Origin of the sequence: Psychrobacter sp. Pi2-1, from assembly GCF_904846645.1 — a bacterium.
Taxonomy (GTDB): Bacteria; Pseudomonadota; Gammaproteobacteria; order Pseudomonadales; family Moraxellaceae; genus Psychrobacter.
Window position 1 is genome coordinate 351,559 of sequence record NZ_CAJHBO010000001.1, and the last position, 15,657, is coordinate 367,215.

At 42.4% G+C, this 15,657-nt stretch carries 13 protein-coding genes; 11 read left to right on the top strand and 2 right to left on the bottom strand.

All coding sequences use genetic code 11. The features are described from left to right. The first annotated feature begins 498 nt into the window (after positions 1-498). Positions 499-807: an ArsR/SmtB family transcription factor gene (locus JMX91_RS01335; RefSeq protein ID WP_201547347.1), complete on the top strand. Its 309-nt coding sequence runs from the start codon at positions 499-501 to the stop codon at positions 805-807. 369 nt (positions 808-1,176) lie between these two features. On the opposite strand, the gene JMX91_RS01340 is transcribed toward JMX91_RS01335, so the two are convergent. Next, positions 1,177-2,676, bottom strand: a complete 1,500-nt coding sequence (locus JMX91_RS01340) for a SulP family inorganic anion transporter (protein WP_201547348.1) — start codon at positions 2,674-2,676, stop codon at positions 1,177-1,179. A gap of 694 nt (positions 2,677-3,370) precedes the next feature. Here JMX91_RS01340 and JMX91_RS01345 point away from each other — a divergent pair. The 9 genes from JMX91_RS01345 to yfaE all read left to right on the top strand — a co-directional run bounded on the left by JMX91_RS01345 (position 3,371) and on the right by yfaE (position 12,073). Further along, complete coding sequence (locus tag JMX91_RS01345) at positions 3,371-4,327, top strand: bestrophin family protein (protein ID WP_201547349.1); 957 nt, start codon at positions 3,371-3,373, stop codon at positions 4,325-4,327. A 537-nt stretch (positions 4,328-4,864) separates the two neighbouring features. Then, on the top strand, positions 4,865-5,155 hold the full coding sequence (locus tag JMX91_RS01350; protein ID WP_057762424.1) for a YbeD family protein: 291 nt from the start codon (positions 4,865-4,867) through the stop codon (positions 5,153-5,155). 501 nt (positions 5,156-5,656) lie between these two features. Beyond that, positions 5,657-7,933, top strand: coding sequence for a class 1a ribonucleoside-diphosphate reductase subunit alpha (nrdA, locus tag JMX91_RS01355; RefSeq protein WP_201547350.1), 2,277 nt, complete (start codon positions 5,657-5,659; stop codon positions 7,931-7,933). Between the two features lie 141 nt (positions 7,934-8,074). Next, a complete protein-coding gene (locus tag JMX91_RS01360) occupies positions 8,075-9,184 on the top strand; it encodes a protein kinase family protein (RefSeq protein WP_201547351.1) in 1,110 nt (369 codons plus the stop codon). Positions 9,185-9,524: 340 nt separating this feature from the next. After that, positions 9,525-9,776, top strand: coding sequence for a type II toxin-antitoxin system Phd/YefM family antitoxin (locus tag JMX91_RS01365; protein WP_075102948.1), 252 nt, complete (start codon positions 9,525-9,527; stop codon positions 9,774-9,776). Beyond that, positions 9,766-10,053, top strand: a complete 288-nt coding sequence (locus tag JMX91_RS01370) for a type II toxin-antitoxin system RelE family toxin (protein WP_071001399.1) — start codon at positions 9,766-9,768, stop codon at positions 10,051-10,053. Before JMX91_RS01365 ends, JMX91_RS01370 begins: the two co-directional genes overlap by 11 nt. Before the next feature lie 36 nt (positions 10,054-10,089). Next, a complete protein-coding gene (locus JMX91_RS01375; RefSeq protein ID WP_201547352.1) occupies positions 10,090-10,458 on the top strand; it encodes a hypothetical protein in 369 nt (122 codons plus the stop codon). Between the two features lie 86 nt (positions 10,459-10,544). Next, a complete protein-coding gene (gene nrdB, locus JMX91_RS01380; RefSeq protein ID WP_201547353.1) occupies positions 10,545-11,678 on the top strand; it encodes a class Ia ribonucleoside-diphosphate reductase subunit beta in 1,134 nt (377 codons plus the stop codon). A 125-nt stretch (positions 11,679-11,803) separates the two neighbouring features. Then, positions 11,804-12,073 carry a class I ribonucleotide reductase maintenance protein YfaE gene (gene yfaE / locus JMX91_RS01385; RefSeq protein WP_201547354.1) on the top strand — a complete coding sequence of 90 codons (270 nt, stop codon included), beginning with the start codon at positions 11,804-11,806 and terminating at the stop codon, positions 12,071-12,073. Positions 12,074-12,192: 119 nt separating this feature from the next. On the opposite strand, the gene JMX91_RS01390 is transcribed toward yfaE, so the two are convergent. Then, entirely contained in the window at positions 12,193-13,515 is a 1,323-nt protein-coding gene (locus JMX91_RS01390) for a S1C family serine protease (protein ID WP_201547355.1), read from the bottom strand. 351 nt (positions 13,516-13,866) lie between these two features. Between JMX91_RS01390 and JMX91_RS01395 the strand changes: the two genes are divergently transcribed. Beyond that, on the top strand, positions 13,867-14,703 hold the full coding sequence (locus JMX91_RS01395) for a Nif3-like dinuclear metal center hexameric protein (protein ID WP_201547356.1): 837 nt from the start codon (positions 13,867-13,869) through the stop codon (positions 14,701-14,703). Positions 14,704-15,657 lie beyond the last annotated feature (954 nt).

Sequence of the window (15,657 nt, forward strand, 5' to 3'; positions counted from 1 at the left end):
GACGCTAACCAGATTAACAAAAAAGCTTAATAAAATTGAAGAACATAAAACATTAAGGGCGTGTTGAGTATTCAACACGCCCTTGTCATGTCAGAAGCTTTCTAATACTATTTGACTGCTTGTCAGGTCAAAACTAACGTTTATTTAATAAGGCAGTCGTAACAACCTTTACGGTTAAATTCGATTTGAGACAGTCTTTTTTGTTCATCATATATTTATGCTATTCGACAATATTCCGATGACTAGACAGTACAACTGTCATAATTAATCTAGTTTTGGCTGTATACTCTACTATTATAGAAACGTATAGTCAGAATACAAACGCTAGTTATAAACAGTATCCTACTAGTAGCCATTTATTTGTATATGTTTGACACATTGGTGGTAGATAGATTCTACTCCGCTTTAGTGTTTAGACCCATAATGAGTAAGCTAAAAATCTAATGTTCCACTCTGACAGTTGTTGATTATTAACTAGGTATCGATATCACATATTTTATGAATACAGAAAACATAATATCTGCACTTAACAACCCCATGCGTCGTCAAATCATAAAGTGGTTGAAGGACAGATCGAACTTTCCAGCGTCATTGCCAGAGCATGCTAATCTGGATGGGGTATGCGTCAGCTACATCCAAGAAAAAGCTGGATTGTCGCAATCAACCATCTCAAATTATATGGGTGTGTTAAAAAAAGCAGGATTGGTTACGTCCGTACGCCACGGACAATGGACGTTTTATCAGCGTCATGAAGCTAACATCGAAGCGTTTCTCACTGAAGTTGAAAAAGAGCTGTTGAAGCTTTAAAAATTTCTCATAATCTTTAGAGCTATTTTTCTTTGTTACAAAACATCTAGATATTTCAATATAACGATTATTTATCTCCATACCGCATCATCCAAACCAGCTACTTCTTCTCTTCTAGCGACCTTTTTCCTTCTGCCGACATATTACCTTCTAAAATTTTATTCATAATAGAATATTGCCTTCTGGTCAGTCGCCAGAACAAATACCTAAATACTCATTACATTTCTATTGTCCTTAATAAGCCAATAATGAATAGTAAACTCTCTCAATAAATAGCATGTATTCTTGGTTTTAATCTGCATAAAAAAAGCCAAGATACACTCAGCTTTTCTATATTTATCAATATGACACTATTAATACGTAGCTAGTTTAATGCGCGCCTAAACTTTGCTCAGCATCTGGCTTATCATGCACACCGAAATTGTCTATCATCGCTTGGCTCGCCTCGTTCAAACCGATGAGCTCTACCTCAGTGCCTTCACGGCGAAATTTAATAATCACTTTATCTATGGCAGCGACTGCTGTCACGTCCCAAAAATACGCGCGCGACACGTCAATGACCACGTTAGAGACAGATTCTTTAATATCAAAGGAGTCAATCATACGCTCTGCTGATGAAAAAAATACTTGTCCATCAACTTGATAATAACGCGTTTGCGCTGCTTCATCCATGTGACTATGCACGCTCATATAGCGCTCAATCTTATTGGCAAAGAACAATGCTGACAGCAGCACACCAATCAATACGCCATAAGCCAAGTTATGCGTTGCGACCACCACAGCGACGGTCGTAATCATGACCACATTACTTTGCAGCGGCTTGGTTTTTAGCTCTTTAAACGAACCCCAGTTGAAAGTACCGATAGACACCATAATCATCACAGCGACCAATGCGGCCATTGGAATAATCTTTAGCCAATCGCTTAAGAACACTACCATCAATAATAAAAACACGCCTGCCACTAAAGTAGAAAGACGTGTATAACCGCCTGATTTGACGTTGATGATCGACTGGCCAATCATCGCACAGCCTGCCATCCCGCCAAAAAAACTACTAACCACATTGGCAATACCTTGGCCTTTGCACTCTTGCGTACGGTCGCCTTTGGTATCAGTCAAATCATCTACGATCGTCATGGTCATCATAGACTCAAGTAAGCCAACTATCGCCAAACTGATAGAGTACGGGAAAATAATGATCAACGTATCTAAGTTCAACGGGATATCAGGTATCAAAAACATCGGCAGAGTGTCAGGCAGCTGTCCCATATCATTGATGGTTCGAGCCTCTGCACCTAATAGGATGGCTATAACCGTCACCAGCACAATACTGACCAATGGCGATGGAATCACTTTACCGATCTTTGGAATATATGGATAGCCATAGATAACGACGAGACCTAGCGCTACAAGACCATAAACATGTACTAGGTTTGAGCCTGCCTGCGGCAACAGCTCAGGAACCTGCGACATAAAAATCAAAATAGCCAAGGCATTGATAAAGCCGAGCACTACGGATTGCGATACATATTTCATCAGATTCCCCAGCTTTAAGAAGCCAAAAATAATCTGTATAACACCTGTCAGCACACTGGCTGCTAATAAATACTGTAATCCATAATCCTTGACCAGTGTCACCATTAGTAACGCCATCGCACCAGTCGCCGCCGAAATCATCGCTGGACGACCGCCAACAAACGAAATCACTACCGCGATACAAAACGAGGCATAAAGCCCTACTTGGGGATCGACACCGGCAATGATAGAAAACGCAATCGCTTCAGGGATAAGCGCCAAAGCGACGACCATGCCAGCCAAGACATCGCCGCGCGCATTGGATAACCAATGCTCTTTAATTGTATTTAACATATTTAACTCAGTTTTGGAGAACTGCTTTAGTCTGTCAATAAACGAAGTATCTAATCACTATTTAGAAAGCATCTATTTGGAAAGTATCTAAAAAGTAGTTAAAAATCATCTCACATGAAAAGTCTGACACATCTTTATTTAGATCCTTTGCTATCTAGGCACATCTCTGTTTATACCCTTTGATATCCAGACACGTTGCCCATTGCCTATCAAATGATAAATATAAAAATGTGAACGAGCATAGTTATCGAGTTATCGTCATAACATATTTTTAGTGGGATAATTTTTATGATCCACTAGATATATCGAATAGTGATACAAACGTTAAAGCAGTGCGTGCGCACAAGAAAAAGCGTCAGACGCTTTATAAGAGTAATTGCTATAGGAAGCAATCATTACTGAGGAGGGGTACAGCTAGGGTGGCGTATTCATCTTTGTGGTGGCAGCTTTTATAGAGTTAAGAAGTGATATTTTGCATCATTTTAACATACATAAAGTAGATTAATAAAAACATCGCTCTTTTGGCGAGGATTTAACTCCTATAGCTATCTCAATTATCAAGCTTAAGTAACCACCCTACGCTTCTGTTTGAATAAATTTATAGCCTTTTGGGCTTTACAGAACTCGATTCTATATTAGAATCACACCAGACATTGAATAGTGTCTCCATCTACCTCATCGCTAGGAAACTGACATGATTGTCCGGCAAACGCCAAATGCCCTTAAGATATTTTTTACCCTACGTGGATCAATCATTCCAAAAATCTATCCGCAAATTTTGCTGATTACTATTCTTAGTACGCTTATCACGATTATTCAGCACTGGCTTCCTGACTCGTTTCCCTATTATGGTATGGCAACGTTTACCTTACTCGGAATTGCCTTATCGTTGTTTCTTGGGTTTCGGAACAATGCCAGTTATCAGCGTTGGTGGGAAGCGCGCGGACTGTGGGGTCAGCTGGTATACGACTCTCGTAGCTTAACGCGCCAAGTACTGTCCTTTATAGATGATGATGCGACTGCCATAGATGATGGCGAGGATGACAATGTGACTGGACGCGATACTCAGCGAACAATGGTATATCTGACCATTGCGTTTGCCCATGCGGTGCGTCATCGATTGCGTGGTACGCCACCTTGGGCGGATATCGAGCCTTTTGTCGCTGCGATACATCATGACCGTATGCGCCAAGCAAAAAACGTACCTGATTATATAATGCGCCTAATGGGTAAGCAGCTTGGCGATATTCGGCGTCAAGGACTGGTATCGGAGCAAGTCATACAAAATATGGACGAGCGCCTGACCTCTATGACAATTGTACTGGCAGCGTGCGAGCGCATTCATAACACTCCGCTGCCCTTTGCTTATATGCTGCTGGTACATCGCACGACCTATCTGTATTGCATTATGTTGCCCTTTGGCTTGGTGGCATCACTCGGTTGGGTGACCCCGTTGATTTGTGCGGTGATTGCTTATACCTTTTTTGGTTTGGATGCGCTTAGTGAAGAGTTAGAAGAGCCTTTTGGCTTGGCCGCTAACCAGCTACCTTTGACTGCCTTGTCACGCACTATCGAAATTAATCTACGAGAAGCATTGGGAGAGACGGATATTCCACCTGATATCACTCCTATCAATGGTTATTTGCAGTAGCTTTATTAACAGCTATTAATTAAAGCAATTTGGCTTACTGTTTCGCGATAAATCTGACTAAATACAGACTTCACTTGAATAATCACCCATAGACCACTATAAACAGTGCATATATTCTCTGCCTAATATAGCCATTCCACTATAAAAGTATGACAGCGTTAACCTCGCTTAAAGTATCAAATGTACATCTATACTCGGTTGCCTTGTACTACTTTTAAATTGAATCGACTATAGCTTGACTGATTTAAGTGCCACTGATGTCCATACTGAGCCTGTCTCAGATTTTTGCATTATTCAAGCGCATACTTTACTAACTGAATGTCTATAGCAGCGATTTTCGAATGTCTTAATATTAGTTACTTACTTATTTACTGCTAATGACTGATTAACTTTTTCCTATTTACCTATATAAGCGAGGCTCATATCATGAGTGATGATTCAAAAGACAACAACGACAACGTCGACAACAGCGCAAATAACCCAACCAGCAATCAGCCATCAGTTAAAGTCACTGATTTGACGCCAAATAAAGGTGCATTGGTAGGCAAAAAGACCGATATTCAAAACCCAGAGCTTTGGGAGTTCCCGATGAACTACCCACTGAGCATCATCGGTCATGAAGGAGAGCGTGAGAGTTTGCTTAATGAAGTAAAGCTAATTTTGGGTAGCCAATTCCCTGATTTTGATTTGGCGTCTATCGAAGTTAAGCCGTCTAAAACGGGTCGTTTTCACTCAGCACGGGTTAATTTGTACTTAACGGCTGCTGAGCAAGTGAATGCGCTTTATGCCTCACTGGATAATGCAAAAACGGTTCGTATTGTTTTATAAGTCGCATAAAAAACTTTAACGCCTTTTTAGTCCAAATCGTCACTCGCTAGTAATAAGTTATGGGTGGCGATTTTTTGTGGTTTGATGTACAATCTGCGCCCGCATTATTGCCGCCATGACTCGCATTATCAGTCGACAATAACCGAGAGAATGAAAATTAAATCTCACGATATTTTTACAAAAATTTTATTATTGACCGCATTTGCGTCTAACCCTTATCCCATCGTCCTTTGCCAAAATTTGGACTGACTACAACCTTGTAGCAACATAGTTTTATTCTAAAATCAATATAGTATTTTCAAAATTTTCCCGCTATATTGTGCCTACCAATTAACAAACACGCTATATGTAGTACTCAGTGATTTTAACCGTCACTATGAGTAGTGGTAGCTTTTTGCCCAAAAAACCAGCTAGCACAACCCTACATAATAGCGTTATAAAGAATGTCTGCCGCCCACTCGGCGCGCAGCATCACAATAAGCAATCAAAATAGAGGCCAGCATGACACATATTGACAAAATCCAAGTAACCAAACGTGATGGACGTTTAGAGCCTATTGATTTAGACAAAATTCACAAGGTAATAGCGTGGGCAGCTCACGGCTTGGACAACGTGTCTGTGTCTCAAGTTGAGCTAAAGTCGCACATTCAGTTTTATGAAGGTATCAAGACTCGTGACATTCACGAAACCATCATCAAATCTGCCGCCGACCTAATCTCTGAAACCACGCCTGACTATCAATATCTGGCTGCGCGTTTGGCGATCTTCCATCTACGTAAGATTGCTTATAACAAATTCACCCCGCCGCACCTGTATGACCATGTCAAAACTTTGACTGATGCTGGCAAATACGATCAGCACATCCTAGCTGACTATAGCCGTGCTGAATTTGATGAGTTAGAAGAATATCTTGATCACTGGCGCGATATGAATCTTGCTTATGCGGCTGTTGAGCAAATGGCTGGCAAATACTTGGTTCAAGATCGCGTGAGCAAGACTGTTTATGAGAGCCCGCAGTTCTTATATATGCTCGTCGGTATGTGTCTGTTTAGCCAATACGACAAGTCAGATCGTCTTGATTTCGTCAAACGCTTCTATGATGCGACCTCAGAATTCAAAATCTCACTACCGACACCTATCATGTCAGGTGTGCGTACGCCATCGCGCCAGTTTAGCTCGTGCGTACTGATCGAATGTGGTGATAGCCTAGACTCAATCAACGCGACCACTAGTGCCATCGTCCGTTATGTGTCACAGCGTGCTGGTATCGGCATCAACGCAGGTCGTATCCGTGCCCTTGGTAGCCCTATCCGTGGCGGTGAAGCACAGCATACTGGTTGTATCCCGTTCTACAAACTGTTCCAAACGGCAGTGAAATGCTGCTCACAAGGTGGCGTACGTGGCGGTGCTGCGACTCTATTTTACCCACTATGGCATTTAGAAGTTGAGTCATTACTGGTACTGAAAAACAACCGCGGCGTCGAAGACAACCGTGTTCGTCATATGGACTACGGCGTACAGTTAAACAAAACGATGTACACGCGCCTAATCAAAGGCCAAGACATCTCGCTATTCTCACCAGGCGACACGCCAGGCTTATATGATGCGTTCTTTGAAGATCAAGACAAATTCGAAGAGTTATACACCAAGTACGAAAACGATCCTAACGTACGTAGCCGTCAGATCCCAGCAGCTGATTTGTTCAGCCTGATGATGCAAGAGCGCGCCAGTACCGGTCGTATCTATATCCAAAACGTCGATCATTGCAACACGCATAGCCCATTTGACTCGACGGTTGCGCCGATTCGCCAGTCAAACCTATGTATGGAAATCGCGCTACCGACCAAACCACTTGATAACATCAATGACGAAGAAGGCGAAATCGCCCTTTGTACACTATCAGCGGTCAACTTGGGTAAAGTCGACAACGTCAGCGACATCGAAGAGCCAGCCGAACTGATCGTGCGTGCGCTTGATGCCCTGCTCGACTATCAAGACTATCCAGTAAAAGCCGCTCAAAACGGCAGCATGCGTCGCCGTACACTCGGTGTGGGCGTGATTAACTATGCGTATTACTTAGCTAAGAATGGCGCACGCTACTCTGACGACAGCGCGCTTGGTCTAACACATCAGACGTTTGAAGCGTTGCAGTTCTATCTCTTGAAAGCGTCAAACAAGTTGGCAAAAGAGCAAGGCGCGTGCCCTGCATTCAACGAGACTACATATTCACAAGGCATCTTGCCGATTGATACGTACAAAGCCGACTTGGACAAAATCTGCCAAGAGCCGCTACATCTCGATTGGGAAACGCTACGTGGCGAGATCACCGAGCACGGTCTACGCAACTCTACCCTAACCGCCTTGATGCCGTCTGAGACTTCTAGTCAGATCGCCAACGCGACCAATGGTATTGAGCCACCACGTGGTCTGGTCTCTATCAAAGCATCAAAAGACGGCATCCTAAAGCAAGTCGTGCCTGAGATTGATAAGCTAAAAGATCAGTACGAGCTACTGTGGCAAATGCCAAACAATGACGGTTACCTAAAGCTGGTCGCTATCATGCAAAAATTCGTCGATCAAAGTATCTCTGCCAACACCAACTACGATCCCGTTCGTTATGCTGGTGGCCGTGTACCGATGAAGATATTGCTAAAAGACTTGCTAAACGCTTATAAAATGGGTGTAAAGACCTTGTACTACCATAACACTCGTGATGGTGCGAACGATGCCCAAGCGGATATGGAAGATGATTGTGCTGGCGGTGCGTGTAAGATCTAGATTTGCTAGAGAAGCTCTTTAAATAGAATTTCTAATGAATGGCGGGTTTGGCTTTTGGGTTAAGCCCGTTCTTTTCTGTAATCTAATTCAAGTCACTATTCATCATAAAGTCACTGGAATGACTTTTTAGAGAGTACCTAGATGCAAGGCAAATTAATCGAATTTATTCGTCAGAAAGATTACAAGTTTATAGACGAGATTGGACAAGGCGGTACTGGACGTACAGTTCTACTTGAAGACGAGATTATCAATGAACGATTCGTTTGCAAGAAATATTCACCTTTTTATGACGAGCATAAACAAGTATTTTTCGGTAATTTCAAAGATGAAATTAAACTTTTACATCTCTTAAACCATAAGAACGTTGTTCGTGTATTTAATTACTATTTGTACCCAGAGCATTATACTGGCTACATTTTGATGGAGTATATTCAAGGTAAAAACATCAATGAATATTTAATTTATAACCCTGATAAGCTTAATGAAATATTTAGGCAGGTTATAAGTGGATTTGCCCATTTAGAGCAAGCAGGTATATTGCATAGAGATATCAGGCCTGACAATATCTTAATTTCTGATGAAGGTATTGTGAAGATAATTGATTTTGGCTTCAGTAAAAAAGTGAATCTAGATTCAGACTTTACTAGAAGTATCGAATTAAATTGGAGATACTCTCTTCCTACAAGCTTTTCTAATCAAAGATATGATTTTAAAACAGAAGTATATTTTGTCGGAAAGTTATTCGAAGAAATCATTCATATTAACGAATTAAACTCTTTTGGTTATTCAGATATTTTGAATAGAATGATTGGCATAAATTCCTCGAATAAAATTAGCTCTTTTTTTGATGTTGAAAGAGAAATAATAGATGCAACAGTCCTACAAGAGCCGATTAATGATTATGAAAAAGATATTTATCAGGCATTTGCAAGTGGATTAGAATATTCAGTAATACATATTAATAAGAGTGCCTCATATATAAATGAAACATCAGAAATAATTAGAAATCTTGGTATATTATACAAAAACTCTATGTTAGAAGACTTCATTCAAAACAATGGCAGTCTGGTGAAGTGCTTCATCAAAGGAGGTTTCGAATATAGAACAGCAGAAACTTTAGAAGTTGACACTGTCTCTAAATTTCATAAATTCTTAAGCGAATCATCCAAAGAGAAGCAAAAGATAATTATAAACCACGTTTGGCAAAGATTAGATAAAGCTAAAAGGTTCGATGATGATATACCTTTTTAACTTATAAATTTAAAAGTGCGCGAGGCGCACCCTACAAATTACGCCCAAACGAAAGAATCGTTAAGAACAAAGAAAGACGCCCTAACAAGGCTTTTTAGCCCCGACTATAGCGGTATCCTGCTGACGACGATGGCGATGCAGTCTGTGGCTGAGCGCAGTATCGAGATAACAGGAATGCGGTCAGACACGATAGACTGCACGCCAGCGACTAGGCAGATACAAGCGGTAGGCGGGATTGGCTACCGCAAATATTTAAATTTAACACAGTGACAAATAAGACCTAATTTTCGTGCTAAAATTAGCCCTATATTTAGAGTATAATTTTAACGGAGAGTGCGTCATGCAACCAATATTTGCGACACAAACAGCCAGTATCTCAGAGCTAAAAAACAATCCTTCTGCCTTGATTAAACAGTCAGATGGTGAGTCGATTGCCATTTTAAACCACAACAAACCCGTGGCGTACTTGGTCTCATCAGATGTGTTTGAGCGTATGATGGAAGCGATGGACGATATGGCACTCAGCCAAACCGTAAACGCACGGATGAATGATGGGCAAACACCTATCAAGGTCACGTTAGATGACTTATAGTCTTGAGTTTCACCCGTTAGCGTTAAAAGAATGGAAAAAGATAGCGCCAAGTATCCAGCAGCAGTTTAAGAAAAAATTACAGCAGCGACTCTCAAACCCTCATGTGCCTGCGTCAAAGCTCTCTGGACACACTGATACTTATAAAATTAAATTACGCACCATAGGCTATCGTCTGGTATATACCGTCAAAGATGACGTGGTGGTGGTTTATGTATTGGCAGTCGGTAAAAGAGAAAATAACAAGGTATATGACAGTCTGGCGACGCGTCAGCCATAATCAAAACCTAGATAGAACTAAAACGACGGAGGTCATGTGCAATATACCGCAATCATCAAAGACGGTGGTTTGTTTATCCCAAACGTATTTTCAGACCTAAACGATGGTGGCTCACATATCGTACAAGTCGAGGTTGATATTGCAGAGGTGCGTCAGCAGTTAGGTGTGGACGAAGCGCCAAAAGCAGCCGTCACCAAAAAAAGCGTGGCAAAAGCAGCCAAAAAACCAGCATCAAGAGCGGCTAAAAAAGACACAAAAATAGCAGAAGAGTCTGATGTCAGTACCCTACGCAAAAGCGCACTTGATGAATTAGAGGCATTAGATGATAGTGAGCTGAGCGAAATATTCAAAGCCTATATGAACGATGGGCAAGAGTCATCACAGATATCGCTAGAGAACCTTTAACCTAAAAAGCCATTGACCAAAATTTAGAATATAATCATATCCAATTTGTATAATTTCATAACCATATCAATGATAAAGGCAGTCCCATGACTTACTCGATTTTTTCTCAAACGCCAAACAATGCGCTAAAAGAGCCGATGTTCTTTGGTCAGCCCGTCAACGTGGCGCGCTATGACCAACAAAAGCACCCTATCTTTGAGCAATTGATTGAAAAGCAGCTATCGTTCTTTTGGCGTCCAGAAGAAGTCGATGTATCACGCGATCGTATCGACTTTAGCAATCTATCGTCGCATGAGCAGCACATATTTTTGAGCAACCTCAAGTATCAGACCCTACTCGACTCTATCCAAGGTCGTAGTCCAAACGTAGTGCTCCTGCCGCTGGTGTCTATCCCTGAGCTTGAGACGTGGATTGAGACATGGTCATTTAGCGAGACCATTCACTCACGCAGCTATACGCATATCATTCGTAATATCGTCAATGACCCAAATATTATCTTTGACGACATTATGCAAAACGAGCACATCTTAGGCCGTGCCTCTGATATCGCCCAATACTATGATGAGCTGTATCGCAACTCGCAGCTATATAGCTTGTACGGTCCAGGTACGCACAATATCAATGGCGAGGAAGTCACTGTCGATCTAAGATCGCTGAAAAAGCAGATGTATCTGTGCATCATGGCGGTCAACGTGTTGGAGGCCATTCGTTTCTATGTGTCGTTTGCCTGCTCGTTTGCCTTTGCTGAGCGCAAGTTGATGGAAGGTAATGCCAAAATCATCAAGCTAATCGCTCGTGATGAAGCGCTGCATCTGACGGGTACGCAGCATATGCTGAACCTGATGCGTAACGGTCGTGACGACCCTGAGATGGTTGAGATTGCCGCAGAGTGCTATGAAGAAAGTATTGAAATCTTCCGCAAGGCTGCCGAGCAAGAAAAAGAATGGGCAGGCTATCTGTTCAAAGATGGCTCGATGATTGGTCTAAACAAAGACATCCTGTGCCAATATATCGAATACATCACCAACTTGCGTATGGAAACCGTCGGCTTGCCAGCGGCGTTCCCGAACTCAAAATCAAACCCAATCCCGTGGATCAACACGTGGTTGTCGTCTGACAATGTGCAAGTAGCCCCGCAAGAGACCGAAATTAGCTCGTACTTGGTTGGTCAGATTGACTCTGACTTATCAGACAGTGATTTTGATGACTTTGAATTGTAAGAGCTTTGAGAGATAAAGGCTTGAGCAGTAGAGATTTGAAGCTATAAAACTTCTACCGCTGTAATCGTCTTATGGGTTAATAGTAGGGATAGCAATAGCACAGACATATCCCAATAGGATCAACGATGACTTGGGTAATGACCAGTAAAAAGCAGTTCTATCTACATGATGACGAGAGTCTGCTAGATGGACTGCTACGCACCGGACACGATGTAAACTATCAATGCCGCGAAGGCTATTGTGGTAGTTGCCGAGTCAAACGTATTGCTAGCTCACATACAGTTGATTATCCATTTGACCCATTGGCGATGATTGAAGAAGATGAAATCCTACCCTGCTGTTGTCGTGTGCGAGGGGTTATCTACATCAATCATGAATTTATTGAAAAGCCTTAGTAGAATAGTAAGGACTAAAGACTGGCCTAAACATTAGCTTTGATAAAATTTAACTCAATAAAAAAGCGCGCCCCTTTTAGATAAGGAGTGCGCTTTTTTGTGCAATTTAGCAATACACTTTATTGTGTTACGGAGTCTTGCTCAAACAGTTTCATCAGTTCTTCGCGCATGCGATCACGCTCTGCTTCTGACATCATAGGTGCTTGCTCATCACCTTGGATACTGCCGCCCATCCCATCCATACTCTCACCTTGTAGAACGACAGGACGATCAATAGGCTCTTGTGCGGGACGCTCCTCTAGCATTATTTTTACTTGAGCGTTTTTGCCTTGGCGCAATATTTGTGCGTTCAGCTCAGTCGTTGGTGGCTTACGAGCGACATATTGGATCAAGGTATTGGCATCAGTCATCTCGACACCATCGATGGTTAGGATGATATCGCCAACGCGTAGACCACTCTTGGCAGCAGGACTGCCTTCGATGACGTTTAGCACTTCCACGCCAGTTGACGTCTCTAGCTGCGTTGGGTCACGTAGCTGTGACTGAATCTCGATACCGAGCCAACCACGACTGACGCGACCATCTTTGATAAGCGCATTCATTACTTGCTCGACCAATGATGTAGGAATCGCAAAGCCAATACCCATCGAGCCGCCAGAGCGCGAGAATATCACCGTGTTGATACCGACCAGCTCACCACGAGCATCGACCAGCGCGCCACCTGAGTTACCTGGGTTAATCGCCGCATCCGTCTGGATAAAGTCTTCGAACTTATTGACGCCCAGTCCAGTACGCCCAGTCGCTGAGATAATCCCTTGGGTTACCGTCTGACCGACCCCAAACGGATTACCGATAGCCAATGCCAAATCGCCCACACGTATTGGATTTTCACGGAAACCAAGCGGTGTTAATCCCGTCATATCGACCTTAATCACGGCTAAATCACTGTCAGGGTCGGTACCGATAATTTTGGCACGGCTCTTACGACCGTCGTTAAATGCGACTGTGATTTCATCCGCTTTTTCGATGACATGCGCATTGGTCACGATATAACCGTCTTCTGATACAATCACACCAGAGCCTAGATTGGTATTGCCCTGCTCTTGTGATGGGCCACCATGATATTCAAAAAACCGGCGCAGTACAGGATCATCCATATAAGGATGCTCTGTCATCGTTTGTGTGGTGTAGATATTGACAACCGACTGCGACGCACGCGCAACTGCATTATGATAAGAAGAGATGGGCGCTGGTGTATCCGCAACAGGTTCTGACGCTTGCTGCTCCGCAGGCGGGGTTCTCGGCGGCTCCCACGTGGCCTCCGACGTCGACTTCATACTCGTGAACAACCAGATAAACGCTACTAACACTAGCAGCAATAAGACCCAAGGCAACCATTTTAATAAAGACGCCTTGTTATTGGTGTTCTGGGATGACGACATATAGAACCTCTATAAATTTAATGCAGACGGACAGTGAGAAATAAGGTGAGAAAACTGCGACTATTCAACCATCATGGCTTGATTAGGCAATTGATAGCCAGAGCTAGGCAGACTCACATGTATAAATTATAACCGCAATGCCGTGAAATAGTAACGTATCGTGTACCATTTCAGTTATCCATCTTGTCTACTCTTTTACAGTGCCATGTTAAAATCACCGCTATCAGATATTTGCGATAGATAATGGTCAATTATTTATCTCTTATAAGTCTCCGTCTTTAAGTGACTATTTGAAGCATTGTATTTGAATAATAATGCATTACTGCAAGGCAATAACAATAAGGAAACCTAATGACCCAAAACACAACTATTGAACCCTCGACCAACAGCATCAGCGCACAAGCATTGACGCAATTTTGTGATGAGTATCTATCTGCTAGTGCGTTTAAAGACTACGCACCAAATGGCCTACAAGTAGATGGCGGTCGTCCAATACAGCGTATCGTCACAGGGGTGACGGCGTGCGAGGCGCTGATTGATGCGGCTATCGCTGACAATGCGGATGCGATTATGGTCCATCATGGGTATTTTTGGACAGGCGAACCTGCGCCTATCACAGGCATGAAAGGTCAACGTATCCGCAAATTGATGCAACATGGTATCTCTATGATTGGCTATCATTTACCGCTTGATGCACACCCCGTGATTGGTAACAATGTAAAATTGGCGGACGTACTAGATATGACCATTACTGGCGCGCTCTACCCCAACGAATCACACCCTGTTGGTAATATCGCCACTTGCACACCGCAGAGTACTGATAGCCTCATCGCAAAGATTACTCAAGCGCTCGGTCGTACCCCACTACATATTTCGTCTAATTATGAGCTTCATGCTGATGATAATGCGAAAACGACTGCCAATAGTGAGAGAGTGATCAAACGTGTCGGTATCTGTACAGGTGGGGCGCAGGATATGATCGAACAGGCTGCCATTATGGGCTGTGATGCATTTATCTCTGGCGAGATCTCTGAGCGTACCACGCATATTGCTCGTGAGCTGGGTATTGATTATTTTGCCTGCGGTCATCACGCGACAGAGCGCGGTGGTATTCAAGCGTTAGGAGAGATAGTCGCCCAAGAATATGGACTGCCATTTACCTTTATTGATATTGAAAATCCAGCTTAGTATTGCCAGTATATCGCCAATTACATAGCCATAATTAGGACAAAAGTAATGGGCTGAATAAATAGCATTTATAGGCGCGATTTTGGCAGTTATCGAAAGAGTCATTGATAAGTTTGTGACCGGCACGCGTATAAAATGGCTAAATTTAACCGTTTATATCGAAATTGTTAAGTTTTATCGCTTTTTTCTTAACTCCACTTGAATAATGCAAGCAGTAACCGCATATTACTACCTGTAAGAAAGAACGTTTTGTCATGAAACTTCCCATTATTACAGCTTCCGGTTATGGCGCTAAAATAATGCTGGCGGTTATCTGAAATTTTATTATGCTCTATGAGCAATGAAATTTTGGAAATCTGCTAGTCAAAACACGATGTATACACTCGATATTTGGTTTATACCGTGTTTTTGTTTTTAGTGTCGCGATGACAGTTTTGCACCACCTTTTTGATAGCATACTTTTATAAGCTATCAAATATGGCTGAGTTGCCCGCCCTCATTGCTGGACAATTAACTTTAACAGCTAGCCACCTTACTACTAATCACTCAAGGTGTCGTTAGTTATTAAAGTTAGCATTATCAAAGTGGATGAATATATTGGTCTCAATGGCCAATCATTACCTCACCGCTTTGCTTGATGTCGTTGTCTCAATAACTTACTCATGACCTTACCTATGTTTGATATATAGTTGTTTGGCCATTAGCCATATTGCGTTATCGATGAAGGAATCATCTGATTTACATCCTTCGTGTAGTCGTGCGTCCAGATTTTGAAACGACTGTCTTATGCTTTTATTTTAAGCATATAAGCGACATATCGATAGCGGGCTGACCCATAAATCCACATCGCTAACTCTTAGAGAGAGCATGCTAGTGGCGCTATAATCAAGCAAGATGACTGGTACTTATTTTATTCAAAAGTATGATGTCGTCTGAAATGCTGTATTGATACAT

What these genes read in the sequence shown, in the direction of transcription:
- JMX91_RS01335 (WP_201547347.1), top strand. Translation starts at nt 499, where the DNA reads ATGAATACAGAAAACATAATATCTGCACTTAACAACCCCATGCGTCGT.
- yfaE (WP_201547354.1), top strand. Translation starts at nt 11,804, where the DNA reads ATGACTTGGGTAATGACCAGTAAAAAGCAGTTCTATCTACATGATGAC.
- JMX91_RS01390 (WP_201547355.1), bottom strand. Translation starts at nt 13,515, where the DNA reads ATGTCGTCATCCCAGAACACCAATAACAAGGCGTCTTTATTAAAATGG.
- JMX91_RS01365 (WP_075102948.1), top strand. Translation starts at nt 9,525, where the DNA reads ATGCAACCAATATTTGCGACACAAACAGCCAGTATCTCAGAGCTAAAA.
- nrdB (WP_201547353.1), top strand. Translation starts at nt 10,545, where the DNA reads ATGACTTACTCGATTTTTTCTCAAACGCCAAACAATGCGCTAAAAGAG.
- JMX91_RS01395 (WP_201547356.1), top strand. Translation starts at nt 13,867, where the DNA reads ATGACCCAAAACACAACTATTGAACCCTCGACCAACAGCATCAGCGCA.
- JMX91_RS01360 (WP_201547351.1), top strand. Translation starts at nt 8,075, where the DNA reads ATGCAAGGCAAATTAATCGAATTTATTCGTCAGAAAGATTACAAGTTT.
- nrdA (WP_201547350.1), top strand. Translation starts at nt 5,657, where the DNA reads ATGACACATATTGACAAAATCCAAGTAACCAAACGTGATGGACGTTTA.
- JMX91_RS01370 (WP_071001399.1), top strand. Translation starts at nt 9,766, where the DNA reads ATGACTTATAGTCTTGAGTTTCACCCGTTAGCGTTAAAAGAATGGAAA.
- JMX91_RS01345 (WP_201547349.1), top strand. Translation starts at nt 3,371, where the DNA reads ATGATTGTCCGGCAAACGCCAAATGCCCTTAAGATATTTTTTACCCTA.
- JMX91_RS01340 (WP_201547348.1), bottom strand. Translation starts at nt 2,676, where the DNA reads ATGTTAAATACAATTAAAGAGCATTGGTTATCCAATGCGCGCGGCGAT.